The following is a 25,403-nucleotide window of genomic DNA, read 5'->3' as shown; positions in this document are numbered from 1 at the left end:
CCCGCACCGACGAAGGAAAAGACACCATCCGATGGCACAGCATTCTCAGCCACAGCCTGCCCCGAACCGCCGATTCGCGACCGTCGCGCCGCTGTCGTCCGCTCAGGAACGGCTCTGGTACATCGACGCGGCCTCCCCTGGAACGGCCGCCTACAACGTCCCACTGCTGACCCGCTGGAACGAGCCGGTCGAGGTGACGGCCCTGACGAAGGCGCTCGAAGCAGTCGTCGCTCGCCACGAAGTCCTCCGCACCACCTACGCGCTGCGGGACGGCCGTCCTGTCCAGTACATCGGCGCCCCCACGCCCGTCCCGGTCGAGGTGATCTCCGGGCGTGCACCCGGCACCGGAGAACTGGAGCAGCGCGCCCGCGCCCCGTTCGACCTGTCCGCCGCCCCGCCACTGCGCTGCACGGTGTGGCAGGGGGGCGAGGCCGGCGACAGCATGTTGCTGACCCTCCACCACATCGCCGTCGACGGCTGGTCGCTGGCCTCGCTGTACGAGGACCTGGCCGTCGCCTACGAGCAGGCGCTGGCGGGCGGGGTGGCCGCCCTTCCCGAACTCCCCGTCCAGTACGCGGACTTCGCTGCCTGGGAACGCACCTCGCAGGATGCGGAGGCTCTCGCCAAGCGCCTCGACGCGCGGGCCGCGCAGCTGCTGCCCGCGCTGGGGGAACTCGCCCTGGGCAGCTGCCCGCCGCGGCGATCCGTGCCCGAAGGGGACCGCAGGGGTGCGCAGTACGTCTTCCGGCTGCCCGCCGAGCTCGTCCGGGAGGCGGAGGAGCTGGCGGCGAGGGGCCGGGCAACGCCCTTCGCCGTGCTGTTCACCGCGTTCCAGGCCGTCGTGCAGAGATGGACACAGCGGCAGGAGTTCCTGCTGAGCACCGTGGCCGCCAACCGGCCCCATGCAGCGGTCGAGGAACTCGTCGGCTTTTTCGTCAACACGGTGCCGCTGGTCTGCCGCCCCGATCCGCAGTGGACCTTCGAGCGGCTGTGCACCGAGGTGCGCGGCGAAGTCTTCCGCATCCTCGGCCACCAACGGCTGCCGTTCGACCGGCTCCTGGCCAGGATGGGCGGAGAGGGACTGCGGGCGAGCGGCGGTCTCGCCGACATCGGCTTCATCCTGCAGAACGCTCCGGCACCACGCACCGGCGGCGATCCGCGATGGCGGCCCCCGGTGCTGCTGCCCACCGGAACGGCCAAGCAGGACCTCTCCCTCGTCCTGGAATACGGGGCCGAGGGGGGCCTCACCGGCACGATCGAGTATGACGTGGACCGCTACGACGGCGAGACGGCCCGCGCCCTGGCGGAGAACTTCTCGGTCCTCCTCGAAGCCGCCGTCCGTGACCCGGGGGCGCGGCTGTGCGAACTCCCGGTCACCAGGCGCACGCCGGGCGAGCTGCCACCGGGAGTCCTCCTGGGAGAGGAACGCGACCTGGCATCGGGCAGCCGTAGTGTCGTCGAAGCGCTGGAGACCCGGATGGCGGTCGTCGACCCGGACTCTCCCGCGGTCACCTGCGCCGGGACCGACCTCATGTGGGGCGAACTGGAAGCCTGGTCACAGGCTGTCGCCCGGCATCTGCGGGCGCACGGCGCGGGCCGCGGCTCGTTCGTGCCGGTGCTGTGCTCCCGGGGCGGCGCGCTCGTGGCCGGGTGGCTCGGCGCGCTGCGGTCGGGGGCCGCCTTCGTGCCGCTGGCCATGGACACGCCCCCGGCCCGTATCGAGTTCATTCTGGAGGAGACCGGAGCCTCGCTGGCCCTGGTCGACGAGGCAGGTGCCGAACTGCTCCGCGGCCTCGGCAGCGCCGTGAAACCGGTGCGCCTGGACGAGGTGCGGGACCACGGCGACAGCGCCGGCCGCGACTTTGCGGAACCCGTGCATCCGGATGGCGCCGACCCGGCGGTCCTCATCTACACCTCGGGCACGACGGGCCGGCCGAAGGGCGTGCTCGTACCCCACCGCGGGCTGCTGAACACGGCTCTCTGGTGGGCCGACGACTGTGGTCTGGGCTCGGGGGACCGGCTGCTGCTGACGGCCGGGACCGCGTTCGACCCCGCCACGTTCAACGTCCTGGAAGCGCTGCTCGCCGGGGCACGGCTGATCGTCGCGGACGATGTGGAGCGGCGCGACCCGCGCGCCCTGCTCGCGCTCATCCGTGGTCCCGAAGGAGCCACCGTCGCCGGCTCGGTCACCCCCAGCCTGCTGCACGCGATGCTGGAGGCCGAAGCCCCCGACAGCGAGCCGACCACCTTGCGCGTCGTGTACTCCGGGGGCGAGGCCCTGCCGCGTCGGCTCGCGGCCGACTGCGCCCGCCGCTGGAACGTGCGGGTGCGCAATGTGTACGGACCGACCGAGGCGTCCTGCAACAGCACGTACGCCCACGTCGACCCGGACGACGAGGGCGCGCCGCCGATCGGCGTGCCCCTGCCCGGCACCCGCGCGTATGTGCTCGGCCCGCACGGCGAGGAGCTGCCCGCCGGGATACCGGGCGAGCTCCATGTCGCCGGCATCGGGGTCGCGCTCGGCTACCTGGGGCGGCCGGAACGGACGGCAACGGCCTTCTTGCCCGACCCGTACGCCACCGAGCCCGGCGCGCTGATGTACCGCACGGGCGACCGGGTGCGCCTGCGGCCCGACGGGCAGCTCCAGTATCTCGGGCGCGCCGACGACCAGGTGAAGATCCTCGGCAACCGGATCGAGCCGGGCGAGATCCGCAGACTGATCGAGGAGAACCCGGCCGTCGCCGCGGCCGCCGTACATGCCACCGGCACCCCGGCCCAGCTCTTCGCTTACGTCGAGCTGACGGACACGGCCGCGGCACCGCCCGCCCGCGAGGATGTCGTCCTGCCCCTGCGGCGCTGGCTGCCGTCCGCCGTGCTGCCCTCCGAGGTGTATGTCGTCGACGCCCTGCCGCGCACCGCCAACGACAAGGTCGATTTCGCGGCCCTGGCGGAGCTGCGGGACAGGCCGTTGCGCCACGCGGAGACGCGGCCCGCCGAACTCACCCCCCAGCAGCGGCGTGCGGCGCGGCTGATGGCCCGGTTCCTGGCCGAGGCGGCGAACGGCGGAGCGGCCCCGGCGGCCGACGACCTCGGCCCGGACGCCGACTTCTTCACCCTGGGCGGCCATTCCCTCCTCGCCGTCCGCATGCTGGCGGCGGCCGAAGAGGAGTGGGGCACGGCGGTTCCGCTGCGCTCCTTCCTGGCCGATCCGAACGTGGCGGGACTCGCCCGCTGCCTCACGGCGCAGAGCGACGGCGGCCGCACCTCGTCGGCGGGGCCCCGCGCCGCCGGCGACGAGGGCGGGCCCTACCCCGCCACCGCCGTACAGCAGCGGCTGTGGCTGATCGACCGGCTGCCGGCGCTGCGCACGGCCTACCTCGCGCCGAGCGTGGTCGAGTTCACCGGCCCCGTGGACCGCGCGGCGCTGCGCGAAGCGTTCGCCACCGTCCTCGGCCGCCATCCCGGCCTCAGGTCCCGCTTCGCGTTCGACACCGAGCAGCGCCGCGTGTGCTACCGGACGGACGGCACCGCGCCGGGGGTCGGACTCGTCGACGCCACCGGCTGGAGCGACGAGCAGGTGGACGCGCGCGTGGCGGAGGTCTGCTGGTCGCCCTTCGACCTGGCGACGGAAGCGCCCGCACGCGGCGAGGTGATCGCCATCGGCGAGCAGCGGACGATCCTGGCCTACGGCGTGCACCACATCGTCAGCGACGGCTGGTCGCTGGAGATCGTGATGGACGAACTCGCCATCGCCTATCGCGCGCTGGCCACCGGTGCACCACTGGTGCTGCCCGAGCCCCCGCACCCGGCCGCCCTTCCGCCCGCGGCGGACCCGGGCGAGGGCCCTGACGTGCTGCTCACGGCGCTGGACGGCGCACCCACCGATGCCGAGCTGCCCCACGACCGGCCCCGCGGGGCCATCCAGGACGTGGCCGCGGACAGCCGTGAGTTGCTGCTGCCGGCCGACGTGACGGCCCGGATCCGGGAGGTCGCCGGGGAACTGCGCTGCACCACGTTCATGACCGCGACCGCGCTGTTCGCCGCGGTCCTGGCCCGGCGGAGCGGCCAGCGGGACTTCCTGTTCGCGTTTCCGTGGGCCGGTCGCGACGTTCCGGGGAGCGCCGATGTGGTCGGCATGTTCGTCAACACCCTTCTCCTACGGGCCGATCTGACCGACGGGCCGACCTGGCGGGAGCTGCTCGCCAGGATCCGCGAGTCCGCCGTGACCGCTTTCCGGCACGCGGACACGCCCTTCGAACTGCTGGCCGCGGGCCTGCACCCCGGACGCGACCTGAGCCGTCCGGCGGTGACACCGCTCTACGTCAACGCGGTCGACGACATGCCGCTGCCGCCCCGGCTCGCGGACTCCACCGAATCCCGCTATCTGCGGCCGCCGGCGCTCAAGCTCAAGTACGAGCTGGAGCTGAATGCGACCGGAGGCGGCGACCGCCTCGAACTGTCCCTGACCTATGCGACCGCGCTCTTCGACGCATCGACCGTCGACGGGCTGCTGAACCGGCTGGCCGACGCCGCCCGCGATCTCACCACCGACTTGGAGGCCCCCGTGCTCCCCACCGCCCAAGCACAGACCCAGGACCTGGCATCCCAGGTGGCCGCCGCCTGGTGCGAGGTGCTGGACGTCCCCGAAGTGGCGCAGGACGTCAACTTCTTCGAGGCGGGCGGTGATTCACTGCTGCTCATCGTCCTCCTGGACCGGCTGTCCGGGCTCTCCGACACCGACATCGACGCCGCCGACCTGTTCCAGCACAGCACGGTGCGGGCACAGGCCGCGTTCCTCGCCGGGCGGGACGGCGACGCCGAGGAGCCGGTGCGGGAGACCCCGCACAAGACCGCGACGTCCCGCACGACGGGCCGCGGCCACCTGCTGGCCGGGGCACGGCGCCCGTCCGCCGGCACCGACGGGGAGCGCGACGCGTGAGCGATGACACCGCGATAGCCGTCATCGGGGCCGGCTGCCGCTTCCCCGACGCCTGGAACCCCCAGCAGTTCTGGCGCAACATCGCCGAGGGCCGGGTCGCCATCCGTGACCTCGATCCCGGCCGGCTGAGAGCGGCGGGCCTGACCGACGAGGTCCTGGAGTCACCCGACTACGTGAAACGGGCCGCCGGTGTCCCGGGGGCCGATGAGTTCGCGGCCGAGTTCTTCGGCTACTCCCCCACCGAGGCGGACGCCACCGATCCGCAGCAGCGCATCTTCCTCGAGGTGTGCTGGGAGGCGCTGGAATCCGCGGGCCGTCCCCCCAAGGGCAGCCCCCGCGTCACCGGTGTCTTCGCGGGATGCAGCCCCAGTACGTACATGACGGCGCTGCATGCGGGCCGCGCCCTGGAGGGCGGAGTCACCGCCGCCGTTGACGACGTGGCGCTGCACCTGGGCGGGCTGGGGGACTTCCTGTCCTCCCGGGTGGCCTACAAGCTGGGGCTGCGCGGTCCCTCGATCGGTGTGCAGACCGCCTGCTCCTCCGCGCTGACCGCCGTGCACTACGCGGTGCTGAGCCTGTTGTCCGGCGAGTGCGACCTGGCTCTCGCGGGCGGTGCCTCCGTCAACGAGCCACTGCTCGGCTACCGGTACCAGCCGGGCGGGCTCTCCTCGCGCGACGGCTACTGCCGGCCCTTCGACGCCCGCTCCACCGGCACCTCGTTCAGCTCGGGCGTCGGTGCGGTGGCCCTGCGGCGGCTGGGGGACGCGCTCGCCGACGGGGATCCGGTCCTCGCCGTCATCCATGGCACGGCGGTCGGCAATGACGGCTCGGCCCGCTCCGGGTTCACCGCCCCCAGCCCCGCCGGACTCGCCGACGTGATCGCCGCGACCCTGGATGTCGCCGGAATCCGGGGCAGCCGGCTGCGGTACGTCGAGGCGCACGGCTCCGGCACTCCGCTGGGCGACCAGATCGAACTGCGCGGGCTGACCGAGGGAGTCGGGGCCGGGAAGGACCCGGCCGAGTCGCGCACCGGCTACTGCGGCCTGGGCTCGGTGAAGGCGAACGTCGGACACTGCGGCCCGGCCGCCGGCATCGCCGGACTGATCAAGGCGGTGCAGGTGGCGCGCACCGGTGAGCTGCCCCCGCATCCCCTGTACGAGCGCCCGCGGAGCCCGGGAGTGCTGGCCGAGAGTCCGTTCACCATCTCGGCGGAGCCGGGGCGCGTCACGGACGGCGAGTGCTTCGTGCTCGTCAACTCCATGGGGCTCGGCGGCACCAACGCCACCGCCGTGCTGGGGCCGCCGCCCGCCCCGGTCCGGGGGCGGGCCCCCGAACGCGAGCGGGTCAGCCTGGTGCTCTCCGCCCGTACCACCGGTGAACTCGACACGCTGGCCCGCGACATGGCCGATGCGCTCGAAGGCGGCGCCGTGCCCGCCGCAGACGCCGCCCACACACTGCGGGTGGGACGGGTCTCGTTCGCCGAACGACGGGTGGTGACCGCGGCCCCCGAACTCCTGCCGCAGGCGCTGCGACAGGAGGCGCCCGGCACGCCTCGCCCGGTGCGCCGCGTACGCGTGGTCGTGCCCGGGGGCGAGGACGTGCACGGGCCGCTCGTGGAGCGGCTGACCCGGGCGCTGCGGGGCCGCTGCGAGGTGGTGACGGACACCGCGGACCGGCCCGGCCCCGAGGGCTGCTTCACCGTGGTCATCGGTGACGCCGAGCCCGCGCCGGGACAACACGTCCTGGACCCGGACGGGTCCGCGGAGGCGCTCGCCGACCGGACAGCCGAGGCGGTCACCGTCGCATGGCTGCACGGCGCCGACGTCGACTGGGAGGCCCTTGCCGGGGACCGCGGCCGACGAGTGGCCCTGCCCACCTACCCGTTCACCCGCACCCGCCACTGGGCCCTGGACCGGCTCCCCCCGCTCGCGGTGCCGCCCGCGGCCGTCGCGAAACCCGCGGCGGCGGACGACCGGTCCGCCGAGGCCGCGGCGCCGGCCTCCGACGACCCCGTCGAGGCCGACCTGCTGGGGCTGTGGCGGGAGCTGTTCGGAGTCGACACCCTCGGGCTCGACGACGAGTTCGGGGCACTCGGCGGAGAGTCCCTCACCGCGATGCGCATCGAGGCGGCGGTCCAGCGACGCCACGGGGTGTCGGTCAATGTGTTCCGGGCGGGCGGCAGCCAGGCGACCGTCCGCAGACTGGCCCGCGTCGTCACCGGGCTGAAGCCCGACGGCGGCGAGGCGGCCACCGGGACCGGGACGGCCGTGGAGGCGCAGGACGGCGAGGCCGACCTGCTCAACGCCGATCTCGCACTCGACCTGGGGCAGCCCTCCACCGCGCCGCGCGCCGACGCCCCGGACACCCTGCTCACCACGGCCACGGACCTGCTCGGCACCTTTGTCCTGCACGAACTGCTCAGGACCAGCCAGGGCCGAGTGCACTGCGTCGTACCGGCCGACGGCGAGCGGGAGGGGCGGGAGCTGCTGCGCACCCGAGCCGCCGCGGCCGGATTGCCGGAGCCCGACCCCGAGCGGGTGCGGCTGCTGCTGGGTGGGCCCGCGGCCCTGGGCGAGCTGCTCGAACGGCACGACGGTGCCCGTATCGGCCGGGTCGTGCACCGCGCCGAGCCCGTCGGGCGCACCGGATCGTACGCACAGCTGCGTACCGAGGCGCTGTTGCCGCTGGCCGACCTGTTGACGTGGATGCGGAAGCGCGGTGTCCAGGACTTCAGCTGTGTGTCGTCGCTGGCCGCGTGCGGTACCGCGCTCGGCGGTGAGGGAGCCATCCGGGAAAACCGCGATCAGCCCCTGGAACCCGTGATGGACGGGCCCGCCACCGTCGCCTGGGTGGCCGAACGGCTGCTGGAGCGCGCCGAGGAGGACGGCATGCGCGTCCGGGTGTTCCGTACGGGACTGCTGCTCGGCGCGACCGGCAATGGCGCCTGCGACCCGACGGATCCCCTCTGGCAGCTCTTGGCCGGCAGCTTGGCCGTCGGCATGCACCCGCGCGACGACCGGCCCATGGCCGTCACCCCGGTCGATCTCGCCGCACGCGCCGTCGCCGAACTCTCCTTCGCGCCGGGCTCGGTGGGTCGCGCCTATCACCTGGCCGGCGAGACGCCCGTCACCCCCGCATCGCTGTGCGAGCTGCTGGCCGGGGGCGGCCGCGCCACCCGCACCGTGCCCGACAGGCAGTGGCAGCGCGCCGTGGCGCTGCACGCCCTGGACCGGGAGAACGAAGCGCTCGATCCGCTGGCGCCACGACGGCTGAGCCGCTTCGCCCTCGGCGGCGGGCGGCTGGAAGCCCACGCCTGGTCGGCCTGGCTCGCCCGGGGCGGCCACGATCCGGCGCCCAGCCGGGAGCTGCTGTGGCGCTGCCTCGACTTCGCAGCCGCGCACCACCAGGCGTTCGCCGAACTACTCGCAGAGCACACCCGCACGCAAGGACTTCGATGACCGACCGCACCCTGTACGAATGGTTCCGCCGCACCCTGCATCGCTCGCCCGACGCAGTCGCCCTGGAGATACAGGACAGGGCCCTGACCTACCGGGAACTCGACCGGCGGGCCGACGCCGTCGCGGGTGGCCTCGTCCGCGCCCACGGCGGTGCGCCCCGCCGTGTCGCCCTGCTCGCCTCACGCAGCCTGACCGCCTTCGCCGGATACCTCGCCGCACTGCGGCTGGGGGCCACGGTAACCCCGCTCAACCCCACGTATCCGGCACAGCGAAACCAGTCGGTCTGCGAGCTCGCGGGGGTTGAGGCGCTTATCGTCGACGACAACGGCGCACCCCAACTCCCGGTGCTCGGTGAGGGTTTCACCGGAACGGTACTTCGGCTGACGGACGACGAGACCTGGGCACTGGAACCCGCGGGGGACCTGCCGCCGTACGCCACCACGCCGGACGACATCGCCTACGTCCTGTTCACCTCCGGATCGACGGGGCGCCCCAAGGGGGTGCCGATCCGCCACCGCAACCTCGCGCCCTACATCGGCCACAACATAGAGCGCTTCGAGGTCGGTCCCGGTTGCCGGATCTCGCACACCTTCGACTTCACCTTCGACCCCTCGGTCTTCGACGTGTTCGTCACCTGGGGCGCCGGTGCGACCCTTGTCGTGCCGCAGCGCACCGAGCTGCTGAAGCCGGTCGACTACCTCGTCGAACGGGGCATCACGCACTGGTTCTCGGTGCCCTCCGTGGTGTCGGTGACGGCGGGGCTCGGAAACCTGCCACCGGGCATGGCCACCGGGCTGCGGTACGGGATCTTCATCGGTGAACAGCTCACGTACCACCAGGCGCGGCTGTGGCGCGAGACCGCGCCCAACGCGGTGATCGAGAACGTCTACGGCCCCACCGAGCTCACCGTCGCGTGCACCGAGTTCCGGCTCCCCCGGGACCCGGCGGCATGGCCCGGGACCTCCAACGACACGGTACCCATCGGTCCGGTCTACGACTTCCTGGAGCATGTCGTCCTGGACGAGGAAGGACGGCCGGCGAGCGAGGGTGAGCTCTGCATCCGCGGCTCCCAGCGCTTCGACGGCTACCTGGATCCCGCGGACGACAACGGCCGGTTCCTCTCCTACGACCCCTCCTCCGGCGCCCCGGCCGAGGTCTATCAAGGGGAGGGCGGTCTCACGCCTGCCCACTACTACCGCACCGGCGACCGCGTCCGGCACGAGAACGGCACCCTGGTGCACCTCGGGCGGCTCGACAATCAGATCAAGCTGCGCGGCTACCGCATCGAACTCGGCGAGATCGAGGCCGCCGTGCGGCGCCGCCCCGGAGTGACCGACGCGGTCGTCGTCACGGTCGCGGGCGCGACGGAAACCGAACTCGTCGCCTGCTACACGGGAGAGGAGCAGCGGCCCGCCGACATGATGCTCTGGCTGCGCAAGCAGGTTCCGGTGCACATGGTGCCGCGGCGCTTCGAGCACCTGGCGGAGCTCCCTCTCAACCCCAATGGCAAGATCGACCGCCCGGCGCTGCGGCGGACCTTCGACGTACGGACGGGAGCCGCCTGATGGGCGCGCTGTCGATCCTGCGCGATCTGAAGCCGCGCCGAGGCGTCGTGGGCATCCTCGCGGTGAGCAACCTCGCACGGACCGTCGCCAATGGCTTCCTGCTCTCCGTCACCGTCCTGTACTTCCTGCGTACGGTGGACATCCCTTCGCAGCGGGTCGGCCTGGGACTGACCGTCTCGGCCGTCCTGGCCATGCTCGTCAGCATTCCGGCGGGGCAGCTGTCCGACCGCCTGGGCTCGCGTACGACATCGATCGTGTTCGGTGTGTTCCAGGGCATCGCGGTGTGCGGCTACACCCTCGTCGGTGGATTCACCGGCTTCCTGGTCGTGGTGAGCCTGTCCGCGATGGCGGACTCCGCCAGTGCGGCTGCCCGTGGCGCACTCATCGCCGACGCCCTGCCGCCGTCCGAACGGGTGGAAGCACGCGCCTATCTGCAGTCCGTCATCAACGTCGGCCTCTCCCTGGGCACCCTGCTCGGAGGCGCGGCACTGGCGGTGAACACCGCGGTGGTCTTCACTGCCCTGCTGCTCACCAGCGGTGTGCTGTTCACCGTCGCCGGCCTGCTCTGCCTCAGACTGCCGCGGACGGAGGCGGCCGCCAGGCCCGAGGACGCCAAGGGCAGCCACGTTCTCGCAGACCTTCCCTTCCTTGCGGTCGCCTTCCTCAACGCGGTGCTCGTGCTGGGCACCGACGCGCTCCTGACCGTGGCTCTGCCCATCTGGATCGCGGACCGCACGCAGGCGCCGGTCTCCGTCTACGCGGCGATCATGTTGCTGAACACGGTCGTCTGCGTGCTGTTCCAGGTCCGGATGAGCAAGGGGGCCGAGGACGTGGCAGGCGGCGCCCGGGCCATGCGCAGATCCGGGGTGCTCCTCGCAGTCTGCTGCGCCCTGTTCGCAGTGGCCGCCGGCCGACCCGTATGGGTGGCGGTCCTCTGTCTGCTGGCCGGTGCGCTGATCCATGTGTTCGGCGAGATGCTGCACTCCGCCGGTTCCTGGGCCCTGTCGTACGAGCTCGCTCCGGCGCACGCCCATGGCCAGTACCAGGGGTTGTTCGGCCTCGCCCAACGGGTCGGCGCGGCGGTCACTCCGCTCCTCGCCACGGCGGTCATCGTCGGCTGGGGCTGGCCAGGCTGGCTGCTCTTCGCGGGGGTCCTGCTGGCCGGAGGACTGGCCACGCCGGCGGTCGCGCGGTGGGCGCAGCGTACGAGAACGCCCCAGCACCAAGAGCCCCACGAGGACTCGCAGACCCCGGACGCGGTCTCCGCCTGAGCCGCTGCCCTTCGACATGGGGAGGACCCCTATGGATTTCAGCCTGTTCTACTTCGGTGACGACAGCGGCGCGGCGGACAGCGGGAACCGCTATGACCTGGTGCTAGAGGGAGCCCGGTTCGCCGACGAGAACGACTTCACCGCCGTGTGGACCCCGGAACGCCACTTCCACCCCTTCGGGGGGCTCTACCCGAACCCGTCCGTGACCGGAGCAGCCATCGCGGCGGCGACCCGTCGCATCGGCATCCGCGCGGGCAGTGTCGTCGCCCCTCTCCACCATCCGCTGCGGATCGCGGAGGAGTGGGGGGTCGTCGACAACATTTCGGGCGGCCGGGTCGGTCTCGCCTTTGCCTCCGGGTGGCACGCGGTCGACTTCGCGCTGCGCCGCGAGGCGTACGAGAACCGCCGGCAGCTCATGCTCGACACCGCTGAGCAGGTCCGGGCGCTGTGGCGGGGCGAGGAGATGACGGTGCTGGACGGTGCGGGCGAGGAGAAGAAGGTCCGCGCCTACCCACCGCCGGTGCAGCGCCGGCTACCGCTGTGGATCACCAGCGCCGGAGGTGTCGAGACGTTCCGCAATGCGGGCAGCATGGGCGCCGGTGTGCTGACGCATCTTCTCGGCCAGGACCTCGACGAACTCGCGGCGAAGATCGCCGCGTACCGTGAGGCGGTCGCGGCGCGGCCCGAGGCCGACGGCTGGACCGGCCATGTCGTCCTGATGGTGCACACCTTCCTGGGCGAGGACGACGACACCGCCCGGGAGCTGGTGCGTGAGCCGCTACGTGCCTATCTGCGCAGCTCCCTCGGGCTGCTGCTGGGCTCCGGAGTGGCCGGTGCCCGCAAGATCGACCCATCCCGGCTCCGCGAGAAGGACGTAGAGTTCCTCGTCGACAGGGCCTTCGACCGCTACTACGACGACGGCGGCCTCCTGGGCACGGTGCCCAAGGCCCAGCCCATCGTGGAGCGGCTGCGCGGGCTGGGCGTGGACGAGGTCGCCTGTCTGATCGACTTCGGACTTCCGACCGACGTCGTGCTCGACGGCCTGGTCCACCTCAACGAACTGCGGAAGCTTTCATGACGCACCGTCACTTCAGGCGCGCTGCCGGCCGCTTCCCCACCGGCGTGACGGTGGTCTCCGGCACGCTCGACGGCCGACCGCACGGGACGACCGTCAACGCCTTCACCACCGTCTCCATGGACCCGCTCATCATCATGGTGGCGCTCGGGCAGCACTCCCGGCTGCGGACGCTGATCCTGCACAGCGGCGCGTTCGCGGTCACCGTGCTCTCCGCCCGCCAGAGCCGCGACGCACGCTGGTTCGCGGCCTCCGACCGTCCGGACGGCGAGGAGGCATTCGTGGGACGGCCGTGGAAGCCGGGCCCGCACTCCGGCGCGCCGGTCCTCCTCGACGGCGTCGGCTACTTCGACTGCTCGGTGCGCGCGACCCACACGGCCGGTGACCACACGGTGGTCCTGGGAAACGTCGAGGCATTCGACGTGCTGTCCGAGGAGCCGCCGCTGCTCTTCCACGACAGTCGCCTGGTGCCCGCACCGGCGAACGAGAGCAAGGAACGCACATGACACGCATCTTCATGTTCCCGGGCCAGGGAGCCCAGCACGCCGGCATGGGGCGGGAGCTGTTCGGCCGCTTTCCCGAGCTGGTACGGGAAGCCGATGACATCCTCGGCCATTCGATACGGCAGTTGTGCCTGGACGACCCGGACAGTCGCCTGGGCAGCACCGAGTACACCCAGCCCGCCGTGTATGTGGTCAATGCGCTGGCTCTCCGCGCGGCCCGCGCCGAGGGGTCCGCCCCCGACGTGGCCATCGGCCACAGCCTGGGCGAGTACAACGCCCTTGAGGCAGCCGGGGTGTTCGGATTCGCAGAGGGGTTGCGGTTGGTGGTGGCACGGGCCCGTGCCATGGCCCGTATCGCCGGCGGCGGCATGGCGGCGGTGCTGGGCCTCGACGACGCGGTGCTGCGTCTGGTCCTGCGCAGGGCAGGGCTCGACGCCATCCAGGTGGCCAATCTCAACACCTCGGACCAGACTGTGATCGCCGGGCCGGCGGACGGGCTGGCGGAAGCCGCCACCCTCCTCCTCGACGCGGGCGCACGCGCGGTTCGCCGACTGGATGTCAGTGGCCCTTTCCACACCAGCCATATGACCTCGGCAGCCGAGGAGTTCGCCCCCGCGCTCCGCTCCCTCACACTCGCCGCCCCCGCCTTCCCCGTGATCGCCAACCGGACGGCCCGGCCCTATCCGGAAACCGGAATCGCCGACCTGCTGATCGGCCAGATCGACCATCCGGTGCTGTGGCGGAAGACCGTCGAGGCGCTGGATACGCCGGACGCCGAGTTCCTGGAAATCGGCGCAGGCCAGACCCTGACCCGCATGCTGCGGGCACTCCGCTCACACCGAGGAGATCCGTCATGACCGACCTCGCCGCACCGGCCACGGACAGCGTCTCGCTGATCCGCCCGCGCCCGGTGGCCGATCCCGCGGTGCGACTGTTCATGCTGCACCACGCGGCCGGATCGCACCTGGTGTACTCCGCGTGGGCGCCGCTCTTCCCCGAGGACTGGGAGATCTGCCTGCTGGAGGCCCCAGGACGTGGCCAGCTCGGCAATCTGCCGGCGTACGAGAGCGCCCCGGAGCTGGCCGACTTCTTCCTCGAAGATGTCGAGGAGCTGCTCGACCGGCCCTTCGCGCTGTTCGGGCACAGTATGGGAGCGCTGGTCGCCTACGAGATGACCGTCCAGCTCGCGGAGCACGGACTACCCGCCCCCGTCTGGCTGGGAGTCTCGGCGTGCGAGGCGCCGTACCAGACCAATGCTCCCGATCACCTGCGACTCCACTCCATGCCAGGCCCCGAACTACGCGCCGCGCTCGGGAAGATGGGCGCGATACCGCCCGCCCTGCTCGAGGACGACGATGTCTGGGCGGTTTTCGAGCCACGGGTGCGGGCCGACTTCACCGTCGCGGAGAGGTGGCAGCCGCACTCCGGGGCCGCGAGTCGCGTGACCGTCCCGCTCTCGCTCTTCGGCGGGGAAGACGACACCGTGGTCCCCGTAGACCTGCTGATGGCCTGGGCCGAGGGCGCGCAACGGCTTCTCGGGCAGCACCTGTTCCCGGGCGGCCACTTCTACTTCCAGGGGCAGGAAGCGTCGCTCGTCGCTCAGATCGAACTGGAGGTGGGCGCCCTGCTGCCACACGTCGCGGGTTGAGGGAGCCCGAACCCTGACACCTGGTCGACGGCTGCCTCGCCGGAACCAGCCTGGTCAGGGACGGCTGACCGGCATCAACACGAATTCAGGGTCAGTAGTTTGACGGGTATGTCTCACGGGATCGCCTGGACAGGCGCACACAGCACCACAGACAGATCCGCCGCCCTGCCCGGAATGCTCGGCGGGATATCGCTGACCTGCGCCCGTGGCCTCGACGCGGACGAGTTCCTTGTCGCCCTGGGCGCCGACCTCGACGAGCTGGCCGCCCGCACCCCGTGCAAGGACATCACCGTGCCGACGAGGCGACCAGGCGATCAGTCACCTCACGTCCATCGCGCCATGTACGGCACCTGCGGGGACTGGGTGTACGTGCTGGAAGACTGGGGCATGGCGACGTGGTCCACCGGCTGCCGAAAGGTGGTCTCGATGCGGTCCGGACCGGACGAGGAGATCGTCTGCGTGACGATGAACCGGTGGAGCCCACCGCAGATGATCGTCCATGCGCCAGGTGACGGGCGTGTCCTGCGGGCCGAATTCGGGGAGGACACGGGGGAGGCCTCCGCTCTGGACGCGGCACTCCACGCGGCGGGCGCGGTGTTCCCGGCCATCGGGGACGTGGGCGAAGCCGCCGTAGTGGCGTACTACGAGGAGCACGGGCCTCGGTTGCCCGAAGCGGTGTTCACTGCCGTCGGCAACTACTGCGGCCTGTCCATCGACCAGGCAGCCGTTCAGGTCGGCCACCTTCCCGCACTCCTGATCCCCATGGTGTGACGACCAACGGGACTTGCCCCACCCCGTGCGTACACAGGGTGGGGCTTCCTGTCACCCGCTCCAACTACTACGGCCCAGGTCAGGGAGTGAATCCCCACCTGGGCCGCTGCGTTGTCCAGACCGACTGAGGCGTCGCGCACCAACTCTGCACCACCCGATACCTGTTGGGGCCGGTCAGAGCGCTTCTTCCACTCGGCTGGGAGCAGCCTGCTGATCCCGGCGGCCACCCGCGAGTCAGGCGGTGGTGCGGGCCGCGGCGAGGTCGAGGGCGATGTCGGTGATCATGTCTTCCTGGCCGCCGACCAGCTTGCGGCGACCGACCTCCATGAGGATCGCGCGGACGTCGATGCCGTGGCGGCGGGCGGCCGTCTCGGCATGGCGCAGGAAGCTGGAGTACACGCCCGCGTAGCCGAGGGTGAGGGTCTCGCGGTCCTCGACGCTCCGACCTGCCGGGCCGCGCCGGCGGCGCTGGATCGGCTGCCCACCGCCGACCGCAACCCCGCCGCCCGGTGTCGACCCTCGATCGTCCGATTCGGCCTGCCCCTGAACGACCACCGCGACCAGGACGGCCGACTGGACGCCGCACAGTACTGGCACGACGCCGAAGCCGCGCGGGCTTCCCCACGGCCGGCCGGGGTACACCCTGATCCGATGGCGAGCCTGCCGGCCCGGCTCAGGGACTGTCGGGACCGATGGCGTTGTTGATGCGGCGGCCGATCTCGCGCAGCTGCTTCTGCTGGGCCTTGGTGAGGGGATCGAGCACCAGGCGGCGCACCTCCGCGACATGGCCGGGGGCGGCGTCCACGACCTTGCCCCAGCCTTCATCGGTAAGTACCGCAAGGGTGAAGCGACCATCGGCGGGGTCAGCGGTGCGGTAGAGCCAGCCCTCCTTCTCCAGGCGTTTGACTGCATGGGAGAGCCGGGAGAGCGAGCCGTCGACGAAGTCGGCGAGGGTGCTCATCCGCAGTTTGCGCTCGGGGCTCATGGAGAGCCCGGCCAGGATCTGGTACTCGAAGTGGCTGATCCCTGCGTCGCGCTGAAGCTGAACGTCCAGAGCGGCCGGAAGCCGCACCGCGGTGCTGACCAGGGCCAGCCACGTCGCTTGCTCGTCGTCGTCCAGCCAGCGGGGCTCGTCTGCGCTCATGCCCCATTTTAACTTGAACCCTCAACCCGGATACCCACCCCCTTGGCTTGAACGTTCAAGTCGAGTTACTTGACGATTCAAGTTCTACCGGCCTAGCATTGAGTTGAAAGTTCAATCAATCGACCGGAAGCGTCCCCCATGAACATCACCCTCTGGATCATCACGAGCGTCCTGGCCCTGGCCTTCCTCGCGGCCGGCCTGATGAAGATCAGCCAGCCGAAGGAGAAGCTCACCGCCTCGGGCATGGCCTGGGCCGAGGACTTCTCCCCCACGTCGGTCAGGGCAATCGGCGCCGTCGAGGCACTCGGCGCCTTGGGACTGATCCTCCCGGCCGCGCTGGGCATCGCACCGGTCCTGGCAGCCTGGGCCGCCCTCGGACTCGCGGCGACCATGCTGGGTGCCGCCGCGGTTCACCTGCGCCGGAAGGAGGCCAAGGCGATCCCGGTCAATCTGGTGCTCCTCCTCCTGGCCACCGTTGTGGCCTGGGGCCGCTTCGGCCCCTACGCCCTCTGAGCCTCCCCGCCCTCTCCCCTCTCCCCTCTCCCCTCTCCCCAGCGTGATCTTGTAGACAAGGAATCGACATGATCGACCGCCGCCACGTCCTCCGAGGCGGAGGCGCCGCTGCCCTGGGCGCCCTCGCCATCACCGCGGTAGCCAGCGGAACCGACCTGGCAGCCGCGGCCACGAGCGACCGGGAACTGCTCGGCGACCCGGCCTCCACCCCGCAGGCCGAGTCGCTCTGGCCGGCCCACCTGACCGATACGGAGCGCAAGCACCTTGAGGTCTTCGACGAGCTGGACTTCGTCGTCTACTCCGGTCAGAAGTGGGACCGGCTCGCTGAGAGCCACGCACAGAACATCCGCGTCCACTGGCCCGACGGCCACTACACGGACGGCATCGACCGGCACATCGCCGACATGAAGAGCCAGTTCGTCTGGGCGCCGGACACCCGCATCACCGAGCACCCGATCCGCATCGCCAAGGACAACCTGACCTCGGTGACCGGCGTCATGCAGGGCACCTTCACACGCCCCATGCCGGACGGCAAGGGCGGCTTCATCCAGCCCACGAGCAAGAAGTTCTCCATCAACATGGCCACGGTCGGCATCTGGAACAAGCACGAAGTGATGGAGGAGGAGTTCCTCTTCTGGGACAACCTGACCTTCTACCAGCAGATAGGCCTGGCCTGACCCTTGCGTGGCCCGGCGGTGCGGGACCGCCGAGCCACGCAGATCCGGAGGAGAAGCCAAAGCGATCACGGTCCCCGCGGCGCCGGCTCATATTCCTACGGATATTCCTACGTGCCGGGGCCGAGAAAGACGCTGGCATTTCGGGGCCCCGTTCTGCCATGGATCTTGCCCGTTCACGCCCGGGTCGGTCGGCGGACGGCGATAGATCGGCATACCCGTCTCCGCGGTGACGGCCTGGTGCTCGGTCATCTCGCGGCCCCGGTCCCAGGTGGGCGTCCGCCGCAGCTGGGGCGGGATGCCGAGAAGGCTGCGGGTGAGGTGCGGTGCGGTGCGGTGCGATCTGCTCGGGCTTGATGCCGTCGGGCAAACGCGACGATGGCGGTGTATCGACTGGTGCGCTCGACGAGCGTCGCGGCCGCTGAGGGCCGTGCGCCCATCACGAGGTCGCCCTCCCAGTGACCTGGGCACCTTGCAGTCCTCGACGTCGGCGGGGCAGGCGCTGATGCACACCGTGCCGCGGATCACGCCCCGCCCGGTGAGCCGACGTCGGTCTTGGGCCGGTGCATGGGCCGCGCGGTGCGCAGCCGCTGAGTGCCGACCCGCGATCTGCCCAGGCGCCCAGCCCAGCGCCAGTTTCACCTCCACCAGCGCCCACAGAGCGGGTCGTTGGGCAAGCTTGACCTACTTGCACGACGGCCTCGCCTCCGCCCCGGCCCGCGGCCGGGTCGGTGGGCAGCGCGGCGGCGGTCGGCGGGCAGCAGTCAGCGGCGAAGCTCACCCCGGGCCAGGCCGCGCTCCCCCAACGGCTCTACGACGAGCGGGAGAAGACCGTCCAGCAGATCCCCGTCATGTTCGGCGTTCAGCCTCCCCCGCTCGCCGGTGTACGGGCACCTCGACAAGACCAAGACCGTCCCCCGCCAGCCCAAAAAGGCCCCGGTCATGAAGCCCTGACCCCTCGTTTGCGGCCGGTGACACGGTTCTCACCAGCACCCCGAGCCGCGCCACTCCGCGCCGCCCGGGGCCCGTAGGTCAGGCGGCGCAGGACGGTCTCGGCGGGGCCCGGCCGGTCGCGCTCGTCGAGCAGGCGGGCGATCAGAACGGTGGTGAGCCAGATGGCCACGGCGATGATCAAGCCTGTCACGGTCGGGCCGGCGAATCGGTCGCCGAGGTCGAGCGTGAAGGGCAGCAGGAGGACGAGCCATGCCACCGACTGGAACAGGTATCCCGACAGAGACCGCCGGCCCAGGGCCGCGAGGGATCCGACGACGACGCCGGGCCGGGTGATCCGCATGGCGAGCAGGCCGAAGACGGCCACGTACCCAGGACCGGCGAACATGCCGCTGCCGCCGTGGAGCAACAGCGCCATACGGGCCGTCGATTCGTCGACGTGCAGCCATCCGGCGCTGATCAGGGCGGCCGGCAGTCCTCCGACGACGGCGATGCCGAGTCCGAGGACGGCGGTCCGTACGAGCAAGGTCCGGTGCCGGGCCGGCTCCTCGAGGACGCGACGTCGGGCCGCCCACATACCGAGCCAGGCGATGAGAATGAAAGGCAGGGTGATGAGGACGTGCGTCGGCCATTCACCCAGGCGGTCCAGCATGGAGTCGAAGTAGCCGGGCGCGGCGAGGGAGTCGACGTGGCTCACCGGGAGCGGGGCCGAACCGTCCGGGCCCGCGATAATGCCGTTCACGACGATCGCGCCGACGACGACCACCTCGACCGCCGACAGCGCCCAGATCACCAACACGATCCGGTGGAACCTGTCGCCACGACGCAGCAGCACCAGGGTCATCATGGTTCCGACGATCCCGTAGGCGGCAAGGAAGTCGCCGTAGTACAGCAGCACGGCGTGCGCGAACCCGAACGCGACGAGCCACAGGTTGCGACGCAGCAGGAGCGAACGAACCTGGTGCGGCGATGCGCCTAATGCGCCCTGATGGTTGGCGAGTTGGACGATGCCGTAGCCGAACATCACAGCGAAGACCGGATATCCGCGGGCGTGGACGAGGTCGAAGAGTAGGAAGGTGAATCCGCGGTCGGCGGCTTCCGGCGCCGGCGCGACGCCGGGCTCGCTGGCGAAGACGACCCCGGCGGCATTGGCCACCGCGATGATCAGGAGCATCACTCCCCGGGCCAGGTCCGGCGCGAGGGCGCGCTCGGCGTGCCGGCCCGGTGCGTGCTGCGCGTGGCGTGCGATGTCGAAACTCATGATTGTTCCCCCTTCTCCGACTTAATTTGCATGAGAAAGTATCTCGCGTCAACTAATAACCCGTCTGGCATGATGGGCACCGATCATCAGGGGCGAGTGAGGAAGCCATGACCAGCGAAGACTCCGTTCCGGCACAACTGCGCCGACTGTGGCGGCTGCCGGAGTCCTCGCGTCTCGGCCGGCCCGCGGTCCTCGACGTCGACCTGGTCGTCACCACGGCCGTCAGGACCGCCGATAGCGACGGCCTCGACGGCGTGACACTCCCCAAGGTCGCCAAACGCCTCGGCTTCTCCGGGATGTCGCTCTACCGGTACGTGGGATCCAAGGACGAGCTGCTCACCTTGATGGCCGACCACGCACTGGGCACACCGCCGGACATCGACGCCGGCGACTGGCGCGACGGACTGCGCACTTGGGCCGACGCCCAGCGCTCGGTGTTCCGGCAACGGCCGTGGCTGGCCCAACTGCCCGTCTCCGGACCGCCCTCCGGGCCGAACCACATCGCCTGGATGGAGTCCGCACTGGCGATCCTGGCCCGCACGCGGCTGGACTGGGCACACAAAGTCGGCGCCCTGTCACTGATCAGCGGCTATGTGGTCCAGTCGGTACGACAGGACCACGAACTCGCCCAGGGCAGACCCGAAGGACAGGGACAGGTCGACGCCGAACGGGCGTACGGCCGCGCGCTGATGAACCTCGTCGACCCGGAGCGCTTCCCGGAGACGGCCCGGCTGTTCTCCTCAACACTGTTCGAGGCACCGCCGTCGGGCACCCCGGACACCACGATCTCCGGCGCGGACTTCTCGATCGGGCTGGAGTTCATCCTCGACGGCATCGCCGCCCAGATCGAACGCTGCACGCCCTGAGGCTGTCCGGCCCCGAAGTACCTCCCAGGCACGCCGCCCAGTCACGCCGCCCACTTCGTTGAGCCGGCTCACCGCACGGCTCAGCGAAGCTCCCGGATGCGGACCAGGTTGCCCTCCGGTTCGCGGAAGGCGCAGTCACGGGGCGATCATCTCGGGGATGGTGCGGCGCTCGTCCTCGGTGACTCCCGGGTCGGCGGCCGACGGCGCCAGGAGGAGGGCCCGCCGCCGGGTCGGCACGATCGATGACGGCCCAGTCGAAGAACCGCTGTTCTGTCGCACCGCGTCCGGCTGAGGGCTTCTCACAGGACCGCTTCGGCATCGTCAGAGCGCCGTGAGGGCGTCAGATGCCCGTGACGGACCGATGGTCGCCGGCATCATGCGGAAGAGCCGGAAGAGCGCCGGAACGTTGACAGGGCAGGCACAATGAGTGCCCAGGGGATGAGAACGGGCGCTCTTGTGACAGCGGGCTATGTGAATGCCCTGAAGGGGGAGTTGTGCGGGTCGATGTGCAGGTGGACGGCGGAGAACGGGAACTGCGTTCTCTGTACGACTGGCTGCGGCAGGATGCTGCGGTGCGCCGCGGAGCGCATGTGGCCCTGCCCCAAGCCCCCTCCACGCCGGACCAGATGGGGACCCTGGCGGACGTTCTCCAGCTCGTCACCGACAACGGCTGGAGTGCAGCCTCCTTCGCGATCGCGCTGAGCACCTGGCGTCAGACACGACCCGGCCGTCGGAGCGTCACCGTACAGCGGGGCGAAACCACCGTGACCATGGAGAACGGCAGTGAGGCGGAACTGAACCGGCTCATCGAAATGTTGGAGCGACCCACTGGCGACGCTGGAGGCGCTGGAGATCAGGAGGGCCGATAGCGGTGGCGCTGCTGCCCGAAGCGGCGAACTCCCGCGCGGTCCTCATCGGTACCAGCCGCTACACGCACCTGTCGTCATTGCCGGCCGTGGACAACAACCTCACGGCGCTGGCCACCGCGCTGCGTGCGCCCTCCTCGTGGGAGCTCGCCGAAGAGCACTGCACGGCGATCGCGAACCCCGGCGACTGGACCGAGGTTCTGCGTGCCGTGCGGACCGCGGCCGAAGAAGCCACCGACACCCTGCTGGTGTACTACTCCGGGCACGGGCTTCTCGAAGAGACTCGTGGAGACCTCTTCCTCGGCCTGCCGCACTCGGAACAGGGCCGGTCCTACACCGGTCTGCCGTACAGCGCGCTGCGCGACGTCCTGCTCACCGTCAGGTCCAGGCGACATGTCGTCATCCTCGACTGCTGTTTCAGCGGGCGGGCGTTGGGCACGATGAGCGGTCCCGCCTCGATAGCGGACCAGGCGGAAATCGAGGGCAGCTATCTACTCGCCGCCTCGCCGGAAACGAGCTTCGCACTCGCGCCGGAGGGCGAACCCCATACGGCCTTCACCGGTGAACTGCTGCGGGTGCTCCACGATGGCGTGCCGGACGGCCCGGATCTACTGGACCTTGACACCATCTACCACACCATGCGAGTCGCCCTGCGCGCCAAAGGACGACCGCTGCCGCAAAAACGGGACCGCAACACCGCGGGTCGGCTCGCGCTGAGCCGTAATGCGGCCCGGGCAAGTGCGGGCAAAGATGCGGATGGCGACCGCGATCACATCGCCTTGGATGCGGCGCGGGCCGGCCCACTCGCATCGAATGTGGCCAAGGGAGGCGGGCTGGTGGAGTCCGCCGAAGCACTCCCGCGGCGCGGCACCCTATGGCGACGGAGCGGGGGCATCGCCGACGGCCCCAAGCGGCCGGGGCCCATACGGCGGCGCTGGTTCCTCGCGGTGGCGACGGTCGTGGTCGTGGCCGCGGTCAGCGGCGGCATCAGCCTGTGGGCGGGCTCCCGCTCGGAGAGCCTGGCGGACGGCGAGGACAAGAACACGGCCGGAAAGTCCACCCCCGGCTGGGAGACCGACCTCACGAAACTCGGCGCCCCCAACGCTCTTAAGAGCGGCTTCCGTTGTACGCCCGCCACCGACGGCGATCTGCTGTGCACCGGTAGCAGCCGGGGCATCCTGAAGCTGAACGCCGCGAACGGCAAGGAGCGCTGGCGGTACCAGGGCTCGGGCAGCCTCGCACGGTACGAGCGCACGGTGGTGGAGCAGGACGGCTCTGTCTATGCACCGGCCCGCAAGACGGGTCTCGGTGAGGGCAAAGGCATCGTCGCCCTGGATCCGGCCACCGGCCGCGTCAAGCGCACGTACGAGGTCCCCGATCCTCGGCGGGTCGCCGTCACCGACAGAGGTGTGCTCGTACAAAACGGCGCGAAGGAGCTGCGACTGTTCAACGCCAAGAGCCCGCGCACGCTTGCCCGTTGGAAGACGGACGCCGATGAGATCACCGGGGTCTCCAGCAACGGCAAGCAGGTGGTCCTGAACGCAAACGTGCGCGAGGACAAGGAGTACGCGTCCCATATCGAGCTCACCACCTCCGGCCTCGGCGAGCAGGGGGCGGTGGGTATCGTGCAGGAGGAGTCCCCGCGGTTCCCTCTGGAATTCATCGGGCGCGGCACCAGCCACACGGCCCTGTACTTCGCCGAAGGGGACCGCGACACCAGCGGTTACCATGCCGTCGACCGCTTCGACCCGAGCCACAACGCGAACGCGGTAATGCAACCCTGGCTGCGCGTCCCGCTCAAGACGCCCACGGACCTCCCGATGACCGCCTCGGACGACTTCGTGTACGCACCCGCGAGCGACGGGACGATCACCGCCGTCGACTGCCGGCGCGACCGGATCGCCTGGCGCAAGGACAGCCAGGCCCGTGGCATCAGTGAAGTGACCGTCCACGACGGGAAGCTCCTGCTCAGCGACGCGCAGGGGCGGCTGCACACGCTCGACGCCATAACCGGACGCCACCTGTCCACGGGCAAGCCGCACAGGGGGGCGGTGGACGCGGACCCCCGGTTTCCCGTACCGGCACCCGTTGTCATCGGCAAAGCGGTGTACGTGGTGACACCGGGCAACACGCTGTACCGGACTCCCCTGTCCGGTAAGGGCCACTGACCTAGTACTCGATCCTAGTACTCGATTCCTCTCTCGCCCTCGCGTTTCCAGCCGGTCGAGTGGCCCCGGAACGACCGCCAGGGCGACTTGTTCAGGTGTGTCTGGCTCTCCTTGATCGCCCTGCTGCGCGACCTCTACTGGCCCGGCTGCACTGCCCCCACCCTCTCTTGGTCGTTGCTATCCCTCGGAGGTGTTCGTCTTTTCGCGCTGCTTGCGGTAGAGCGCGATGGACTGCTCCGGCGGATAGTTGGGGACGGTTGAGATCTTGCCGGTGTCCTTGGCGACCACGAAGTTGCTGCCGCCCGGTTGCGCAGGAACCGGCCTGCCGTTCTGATCGACGGGCTTCGCGAAAGTGGCGTACACCAGATATCCGAGGTCGAATTCCTGGACATGCAGCGGCGCGAGGGAGCCGTCGAAGGAGCGGGGCTGGCCGTATTGCCTGCGCACCGACTCCAAGGCCTCTTCGGCGTTCGTGGGCGCGGCCTGCGGATCCGTCGGAGAGTTGTTGTCCGAAGTCATGCGAACTCCTTCGTCCTCTGTGGGTGCGTAGGCAGGGTCTGGGGCTGCGTAAGCAAGGTCTGTGGGTACGTAGGCAGGAAGGCGGAATGATGTGGTCGGGAAGTGGTGCTGTTGCTGCGTGGTGAGGAGGGCGGACGAATGTGTGCCGTCCGGCTATGGAATTGACCGTACGCCGGACTTTGGGCCCGGCGAGGCCCAGGGTCCGCTCGGTAGGGTCGGTCTCATGACTCAGGATATCGCCGCGTTGGTACGTCAACTGGCAGCCCCGGACCGGGACGAGCGTGATGCCGCGAGGGACAGGTTGGTGGCTCTCGGGGCGCCGGTCGTGGAGCACCTTCTGCCGCTGCTCCGGGACGAGGAAGCGCCGGGCCGTTCGCTCGCGGAGTCCTGTCTGGAGCATCTCGGACCTGCGGCGATCGAACCCCTGAGGAGGGTACGGCGCGACGGTCCGGGCGAGCTGCGGGCAACCGCTCTGCGCATGCTGGCGAACATCGGGGGCGGCGATGCCCTGAGCCCCGCGGATCTGGCGGCCGTCGAGCGGCTGGTGCGGATCAAACTGCCGGACGAGCAGCCCGGAGATCTTCCGGCCGAACTCTGGATCGCGGTTCCCGGTGCGGAAGTAGCGGACATCGTCGGGGCATTGGGTCTGCACGACGCGCGTTCCGCGACGACGGCCATGGGAGTGTCCGCCGCCGTTCATCAGGAGAATTCGCTGAATCTTCGTGCCGACGACGGAACCGAAACCACGGCCTACCGCGTGTTCATCACACCTGAATTCGACGGCTGGCGTCTCGTATACGGCGACGATTACCTCAACGACAACTGGGCGCACGCCGTGGCACGACTCAGTACGCAGTGCCGGGAGGCTCATTTCTATGCCGTGGACGAATACAACGGCGCGCGGGTGTGGTGGGTCTCCGAGAACGGACAGGACAAGCGCGGACATCGCACATACGGCGATCCCGAGTGGGTCGGAGAGCCGCTGGAGTTCGAACGCAATCTGATGCCGGACGAGAGCGACGACGAATGCGATCCCGAGGAGGCCGAGGAATACGCCGAGGGCGTCCGGGACCCGGAGGAAGTCGCGTCGTGGATCTCCATCCAGCCGACGGTGGTGGAGGTACTCGACAAGGTGGGTCATGGCTGGCTCGCCGTGACCAGCCAGGAGGCCGGCCATGGCCGGTTCAGGGGTGCCCTCGACATCTGAGGGG

General features: G+C 70.5%; 18 protein-coding genes and 2 pseudogenes. 15 read left to right on the top strand and 5 right to left on the bottom strand.

Annotated elements, in window-relative coordinates:
• The first annotated feature begins 31 nt into the window (after positions 1-31).
• The 9 genes from FCH28_RS02990 to FCH28_RS02950 all read left to right on the top strand — a co-directional run bounded on the left by FCH28_RS02990 (position 32) and on the right by FCH28_RS02950 (position 15,230).
• Entirely contained in the window at positions 32-4,939 is a 4,908-nt protein-coding gene (locus tag FCH28_RS02990) for a non-ribosomal peptide synthetase (RefSeq protein WP_136738062.1), read from the top strand.
• Positions 4,936-8,397: a beta-ketoacyl synthase N-terminal-like domain-containing protein gene (locus FCH28_RS02985; RefSeq protein ID WP_136738061.1), complete on the top strand. Its 3,462-nt coding sequence runs from the start codon at positions 4,936-4,938 to the stop codon at positions 8,395-8,397. Before FCH28_RS02990 ends, FCH28_RS02985 begins: the two co-directional genes overlap by 4 nt.
• On the top strand, positions 8,394-9,962 hold the full coding sequence (locus FCH28_RS02980) for an amino acid adenylation domain-containing protein (protein WP_136738060.1): 1,569 nt from the start codon (positions 8,394-8,396) through the stop codon (positions 9,960-9,962). The genes FCH28_RS02985 and FCH28_RS02980 overlap by 4 nt, the downstream gene beginning before the upstream one ends.
• Positions 9,962-11,233 carry an MFS transporter gene (locus tag FCH28_RS02975; protein WP_136738059.1) on the top strand — a complete coding sequence of 424 codons (1,272 nt, stop codon included), beginning with the start codon at positions 9,962-9,964 and terminating at the stop codon, positions 11,231-11,233. The genes FCH28_RS02980 and FCH28_RS02975 overlap by 1 nt, the downstream gene beginning before the upstream one ends.
• Before the next feature lie 31 nt (positions 11,234-11,264).
• Complete coding sequence (locus FCH28_RS02970) at positions 11,265-12,311, top strand: MupA/Atu3671 family FMN-dependent luciferase-like monooxygenase (RefSeq protein ID WP_136738058.1); 1,047 nt, start codon at positions 11,265-11,267, stop codon at positions 12,309-12,311.
• Entirely contained in the window at positions 12,308-12,814 is a 507-nt protein-coding gene (locus FCH28_RS02965; RefSeq protein ID WP_136738057.1) for a flavin reductase family protein, read from the top strand. Before FCH28_RS02970 ends, FCH28_RS02965 begins: the two co-directional genes overlap by 4 nt.
• Positions 12,811-13,668, top strand: coding sequence for an ACP S-malonyltransferase (gene fabD / locus FCH28_RS02960; RefSeq protein ID WP_136738056.1), 858 nt, complete (start codon positions 12,811-12,813; stop codon positions 13,666-13,668). The genes FCH28_RS02965 and fabD overlap by 4 nt, the downstream gene beginning before the upstream one ends.
• Entirely contained in the window at positions 13,665-14,459 is a 795-nt protein-coding gene (locus FCH28_RS02955; RefSeq protein ID WP_246102305.1) for a thioesterase II family protein, read from the top strand. The genes fabD and FCH28_RS02955 overlap by 4 nt, the downstream gene beginning before the upstream one ends.
• A gap of 108 nt (positions 14,460-14,567) precedes the next feature.
• Positions 14,568-15,230, top strand: coding sequence for a hypothetical protein (locus FCH28_RS02950; protein ID WP_222852379.1), 663 nt, complete (start codon positions 14,568-14,570; stop codon positions 15,228-15,230).
• Positions 15,231-15,464: 234 nt separating this feature from the next.
• Here FCH28_RS02950 and FCH28_RS02945 read toward each other — a convergent pair.
• Positions 15,465-15,662, bottom strand: a pseudogene (locus FCH28_RS02945) (4-hydroxy-2-oxovalerate aldolase); the annotation flags it as partial.
• Positions 15,663-15,903: 241 nt separating this feature from the next.
• The gene (locus FCH28_RS02940) at positions 15,904-16,374 is read right to left on the bottom strand and encodes a MarR family winged helix-turn-helix transcriptional regulator (protein ID WP_136738055.1); all 471 of its coding nucleotides are present in this window, start codon (positions 16,372-16,374) and stop codon (positions 15,904-15,906) included.
• 138 nt (positions 16,375-16,512) lie between these two features.
• Here FCH28_RS02940 and FCH28_RS02935 point away from each other — a divergent pair, with 138 nt between their 5' ends.
• Together FCH28_RS02935 and FCH28_RS02930 are read left to right on the top strand one after the other, a co-directional pair.
• Entirely contained in the window at positions 16,513-16,887 is a 375-nt protein-coding gene (locus FCH28_RS02935) for a DoxX family protein (RefSeq protein ID WP_136738054.1), read from the top strand.
• A gap of 68 nt (positions 16,888-16,955) precedes the next feature.
• Positions 16,956-17,564 carry an ester cyclase gene (locus FCH28_RS02930; RefSeq protein ID WP_136738053.1) on the top strand — a complete coding sequence of 203 codons (609 nt, stop codon included), beginning with the start codon at positions 16,956-16,958 and terminating at the stop codon, positions 17,562-17,564.
• A gap of 937 nt (positions 17,565-18,501) precedes the next feature.
• Here FCH28_RS02930 and FCH28_RS02915 read toward each other — a convergent pair.
• Positions 18,502-19,773, bottom strand: a complete 1,272-nt coding sequence (locus tag FCH28_RS02915) for a DUF418 domain-containing protein (RefSeq protein ID WP_136738052.1) — start codon at positions 19,771-19,773, stop codon at positions 18,502-18,504.
• A 107-nt stretch (positions 19,774-19,880) separates the two neighbouring features.
• Between FCH28_RS02915 and FCH28_RS02910 the strand changes: the two genes are divergently transcribed.
• Positions 19,881-20,639 (top strand): TetR/AcrR family transcriptional regulator, encoded by a 759-nt coding sequence (locus FCH28_RS02910; protein WP_136738051.1) that lies wholly within the window; start codon positions 19,881-19,883, stop codon positions 20,637-20,639.
• Between the two features lie 80 nt (positions 20,640-20,719).
• Here FCH28_RS02910 and FCH28_RS02905 read toward each other — a convergent pair.
• Positions 20,720-20,858 (bottom strand): annotated as a pseudogene (locus FCH28_RS02905) (VOC family protein); the annotation flags it as partial.
• Positions 20,859-21,133: 275 nt separating this feature from the next.
• Here FCH28_RS02905 and FCH28_RS02900 point away from each other — a divergent pair.
• Both FCH28_RS02900 and FCH28_RS02895 read left to right on the top strand, forming a co-directional pair.
• Positions 21,134-21,508 (top strand): effector-associated constant component EACC1, encoded by a 375-nt coding sequence (locus tag FCH28_RS02900; protein ID WP_246102303.1) that lies wholly within the window; start codon positions 21,134-21,136, stop codon positions 21,506-21,508.
• A 2-nt stretch (positions 21,509-21,510) separates the two neighbouring features.
• Positions 21,511-23,673: a caspase, EACC1-associated type gene (locus FCH28_RS02895; RefSeq protein WP_136738050.1), complete on the top strand. Its 2,163-nt coding sequence runs from the start codon at positions 21,511-21,513 to the stop codon at positions 23,671-23,673.
• 177 nt (positions 23,674-23,850) lie between these two features.
• On the opposite strand, the gene FCH28_RS02890 is transcribed toward FCH28_RS02895, so the two are convergent.
• Entirely contained in the window at positions 23,851-24,192 is a 342-nt protein-coding gene (locus tag FCH28_RS02890) for a hypothetical protein (RefSeq protein WP_136738049.1), read from the bottom strand.
• Between the two features lie 223 nt (positions 24,193-24,415).
• On the opposite strand from FCH28_RS02890, the gene FCH28_RS02885 reads away from it, so the two are divergent.
• Entirely contained in the window at positions 24,416-25,399 is a 984-nt protein-coding gene (locus FCH28_RS02885) for a HEAT repeat domain-containing protein (protein WP_136738048.1), read from the top strand.
• The last annotated feature ends 4 nt before the right edge of the window (positions 25,400-25,403 follow it).

It is taken from the genome of Streptomyces piniterrae (assembly GCF_005048155.1).
Taxonomy (GTDB): Bacteria; Actinomycetota; Actinomycetes; order Streptomycetales; family Streptomycetaceae; genus Streptomyces; species Streptomyces piniterrae.
The sequence above is the reverse complement of the archived record's forward strand: the minus strand, read 5'-3'. Positions and strand labels throughout refer to the sequence as shown.

Coding starts and splice junctions, on each gene's coding strand:
- FCH28_RS02990 (WP_136738062.1), top strand. CDS start 32: ATGGCACAGCATTCTCAGCCACAGCCTGCCCCGAACCGCCGATTCGCG.
- FCH28_RS02980 (WP_136738060.1), top strand. CDS start 8,394: ATGACCGACCGCACCCTGTACGAATGGTTCCGCCGCACCCTGCATCGC.
- FCH28_RS02975 (WP_136738059.1), top strand. CDS start 9,962: ATGGGCGCGCTGTCGATCCTGCGCGATCTGAAGCCGCGCCGAGGCGTC.
- FCH28_RS02970 (WP_136738058.1), top strand. CDS start 11,265: ATGGATTTCAGCCTGTTCTACTTCGGTGACGACAGCGGCGCGGCGGAC.
- FCH28_RS02965 (WP_136738057.1), top strand. CDS start 12,308: ATGACGCACCGTCACTTCAGGCGCGCTGCCGGCCGCTTCCCCACCGGC.
- fabD (WP_136738056.1), top strand. CDS start 12,811: ATGACACGCATCTTCATGTTCCCGGGCCAGGGAGCCCAGCACGCCGGC.
- FCH28_RS02955 (WP_246102305.1), top strand. CDS start 13,665: ATGACCGACCTCGCCGCACCGGCCACGGACAGCGTCTCGCTGATCCGC.
- FCH28_RS02950 (WP_222852379.1), top strand. CDS start 14,568: ATGTCTCACGGGATCGCCTGGACAGGCGCACACAGCACCACAGACAGA.
- FCH28_RS02940 (WP_136738055.1), bottom strand. CDS start 16,374: ATGAGCGCAGACGAGCCCCGCTGGCTGGACGACGACGAGCAAGCGACG.
- FCH28_RS02935 (WP_136738054.1), top strand. CDS start 16,513: ATGAACATCACCCTCTGGATCATCACGAGCGTCCTGGCCCTGGCCTTC.
- FCH28_RS02930 (WP_136738053.1), top strand. CDS start 16,956: ATGATCGACCGCCGCCACGTCCTCCGAGGCGGAGGCGCCGCTGCCCTG.
- FCH28_RS02915 (WP_136738052.1), bottom strand. CDS start 19,773: ATGAGTTTCGACATCGCACGCCACGCGCAGCACGCACCGGGCCGGCAC.
- FCH28_RS02910 (WP_136738051.1), top strand. CDS start 19,881: ATGACCAGCGAAGACTCCGTTCCGGCACAACTGCGCCGACTGTGGCGG.
- FCH28_RS02890 (WP_136738049.1), bottom strand. CDS start 24,192: ATGACTTCGGACAACAACTCTCCGACGGATCCGCAGGCCGCGCCCACG.
- FCH28_RS02885 (WP_136738048.1), top strand. CDS start 24,416: ATGACTCAGGATATCGCCGCGTTGGTACGTCAACTGGCAGCCCCGGAC.